3 protein-coding genes are annotated in these 3,242 nt (G+C 36.0%); 1 reads left to right on the forward strand and 2 read right to left on the reverse strand.

Annotated elements, in window-relative coordinates:
- The coding region (locus tag U9Q18_00120) for a molybdopterin biosynthesis protein (GenBank protein MEA3312766.1) at window positions 1–1,488 on the forward strand (1,488 nt) is incomplete at its 5' end.
- Between the two features lies 1 nt (window position 1,489).
- Here the strand turns inward: U9Q18_00120 and U9Q18_00125 are convergent.
- Window positions 1,490–2,872: a hypothetical protein gene (locus U9Q18_00125; protein ID MEA3312767.1), complete on the reverse strand. Its 1,383-nt coding sequence runs from the start codon at window positions 2,870–2,872 to the stop codon at window positions 1,490–1,492.
- A 15-nt stretch (window positions 2,873–2,887) separates the two neighbouring features.
- The gene (locus U9Q18_00130) at window positions 2,888–3,046 is read right to left on the reverse strand and encodes a hypothetical protein (protein MEA3312768.1); all 159 of its coding nucleotides are present in this window, start codon (window positions 3,044–3,046) and stop codon (window positions 2,888–2,890) included.
- Window positions 3,047–3,242: the final 196 nt, after the last annotated feature.

Raw genomic sequence — 3,242 nt, forward strand, 5'->3', positions numbered from 1 at the left:
ACACTTCTTTTCCCTCACGAGTTAATCCATCCTTCCCATATCGGGGTTATGCTTGCCGGTGGAGTTACAGAAGTTTGGGTGAAGAGAAAACCGATTGTTGCAATTATTCCAACAGGTGAGGAAATTAGAAAACCTGGCGATAAACTTATTGAAGGGGATATTATCGATACAAACTCTTATATGCTTAAAGCAATGGTAGAAAAATGGGGTGGAAAAGGTGTTATTACTGACATTAAACCCAACGATATAAATATAATATCCGAAGAAGTCAAAAAAGTTCTTTCGGAAGCGGATATGGCGCTTGTTATAGGCGGCTCTGCAAAAGGAAACAAAGATCTCACGGGAAGAATTTTTTCACGTTTAGGCAAAGTGCTTGTTCACGGTGTTTCTATTCAGCCTGGTAAGCCTGTTATCTTAGGAGTGATTAATAAGAAACCTGTGATGGGAATGCCAGGATTTCCTGTATCAGCATACATTGCTTCACGCATTTTTCTAAAAAAAGCTATCCTTAAAATGCAGGGCATTAACGAAGATAAACCTAAAACTATCGAAGCGATAGTAAAAAGGCCGATTACCTCTTCAATTGGCGTGGACGAGTTTGTGCGTGTAAAGATCGGAGAAGTGCAAGGTGAAACTATTGCAGTCCCTTTTAAAAAAGGGGCTGGTGTTCTTTCGTCTGTTGCTCGTGCTGACGGACTGCTTTGTGTGCCATTTGATGGCGAGGGCATAGAAAGTGGAAGCAAGGTATCCGTTGAGTTGATAAAAAGCGAGGATAAAATTAAAAATCAATTAATTTTTATAGGGAGCAATGACCCTCTTGTTAATGCTTTAATAACATTTATAAAAAAGTCTCACTCTGATTTTAAGGTTGGCATTATAAATAGTGGAAGTTTAGGCGGTCTGCTTGCTCTTGAAAGAGGGGAGTGCAATTTTACTGCAGCACATCTATTTGATGCAAGCACAGCCACGTATAACATGTCATTTTTAGAAAAGTATGTGACAAAAGAAGTTGCTGTGGTGCCTTTTAGCTTTCGCGAACAGGGATTTGTTGTTCAAAAAGGCAATCCCAAGAATATAAAGTGCATAAAAGACCTTGCAAGAAACGATATCTCATTTGTTAACAGGCAAAAAGGTTCTGGCACCCGTGTGCTCTTTGATTATCTTTTAAAAAGAAACGGAATAAACTCCAAAGATATAAAAGGTTATTCTCATGAGGAGTATACTCATCTTGCTGTTGCAAATAATGTAAAGCTTGGTGGTGCGGATTGCGGCATGGCAATTCGTTATGTGGCAGATGCACTTGATCTGGATTTTATTCCTGTCAAAACTGAACAGTATGACCTCGTATTCTTAAAAAGCGATATCAATCGAAAAGAGGTTTCTCTGATATTTGATGCAATAAAATCAAGTGGATTCAAAAAGATTGTGGGTAAATTTAATGGTTATAAACTAAACTTACCCACATTAAAATATTTAAATAATCATTGACTTATGTATCTTCTATTACTTGTAACAATTTATTGATATCTATAATATAAAGCCATTGCCATAGCTGGAGCTCGAAGCTTAATTGTTCTCGAGGTATGTTAGTGGAACCAATTGCGAGTAATGTATTGTCAGAAGCAAATTGGGTTAGACGAAAGGTGGGGAAAGAAGGCTTAAATCCGGTCATTCCTGTTAGAGTAGTGATGGTGTTCGTTTTTCTGTCAAGGATTCGCCACGGGGATAGGAAAAGGATAAATCTGCCACTTGGCGAAATTCCCCTAAAGGTTGGGTAGGAATAGTAGTGTTTTTCCTTGTCACCGACTGTAACTGTAAAAATAGGCTTTTCTTTATTTATAGGTCTTATTACGTTATAGAACTGCCCCACACCTCCTTGAGGTTGTACTGCCGGGTCGCTTGTAAGCGCCGAAGGTAGCCATACCTGATAGATAATCCAGTCATCAGGAGTTAGCACTGGAGTTTCAGAAACTCCATTATCTGTGAACTTTAAGACTTTCCCGCTTTTAAAAGAATAGAGGTAAATATCCTCAACTAACATTTTCTTTTCAAAATCTTGTTTAGCAAAACAAAAGGCAAGGTAGTGATCATTTATGCTGAGAGAAACTATTCCTCCATAACGTTCTGTTAAGTGGACAATTCTTTTAATATCCCCTGTTTTTAAATCAATTTCATAGATACTGTCACTAATGACTGGCAGACTACCAGCTTCTTTTTCAACTTTATTTCCGGTCAAATAAATTTCCATATAGAATTTATCTCCTTTAAGGAGACCTTTGGGGGAAGCAATCCACCAACCCGAACCTTTTGGAATATTTTCTCCCTTAGTGAAGAATTTATCATGTCCTTTCTTTCTCTCAATAAGTTTTTTAGTCTCATTTGTTTTTCTATTTATTGCGTAGAATACGAAATTAGGGTTAAATTCGTCATAATCATCTTCTTCGTATACGATCCAGTTTTCGTTTATACCATAAGGAAAGACACTTATAAAACCCTCGTTTTCATCATACTTGATGACCTCTAGAATTTTATCGGATTTAATATCATAAATAATCATGCTGTAATATCCTATGACTGCTTTTTTAGGTTGTCCTTCTGGTATCTTTTCAAAACCACCACAAATTAAAGCTATGTTGTCATAGCTCCGAAATCCGCCTAAAATAGGAAAACCGTCGTCTTTAAAGTCTCTATATCTCATAAATTCCTTTTGATATTCGCTTAAATCTTTGCTTGTTTTGACAGTAAGAGGTGCAGTGGAAAATGTTTCTTCGGGCAAGTTGGATGAAGATTCTTTTTTACAACCATATCCAAATGCCGTAATGAAAATTAGACAAATTAACAATAAAAATATTATAAGTTTCTTTTTAATCATCTTATCACCGATCCTTTATGCAATTAGGTTTCCGTGTGTATCCTTATACATTTCGCCTTTTTCAGTAGTAACTACTCCATATCCTTCATCTGCCCTAACTAATTTCTTAAAAGGAACAAAGCTCATTAAAAGCACAAAAACAATTAATAAAATGGTCGTTTTTTTAGTTCTCATTTTATCCTTCTTATCATTTTATATTTTTATATTCTTTTTGCCTTTTCAGACAATTAATGTAAAAAACATTTTTTGCTCCTAGTCTCATTTTTATATTTTACACCTCTAAGCTTTTTTTCCAATTCTGAATTCAGTTTTAACAGATCCTGCCCGGAAATTCTCTTCATTTGCCTTTTGTCCATCAGTTCATTACTCT

The sequence above is a fragment of the Caldisericota bacterium genome (genome assembly GCA_034717215.1).
Classification (GTDB): Bacteria; Caldisericota; Caldisericia; order Caldisericales; family Caldisericaceae; genus UBA646.

Coding starts and splice junctions, on each gene's coding strand:
- U9Q18_00130 (MEA3312768.1), bottom strand. CDS start 3,046: ATGAGAACTAAAAAAACGACCATTTTATTAATTGTTTTTGTGCTTTTA.
- U9Q18_00125 (MEA3312767.1), bottom strand. CDS start 2,872: ATGATTAAAAAGAAACTTATAATATTTTTATTGTTAATTTGTCTAATT.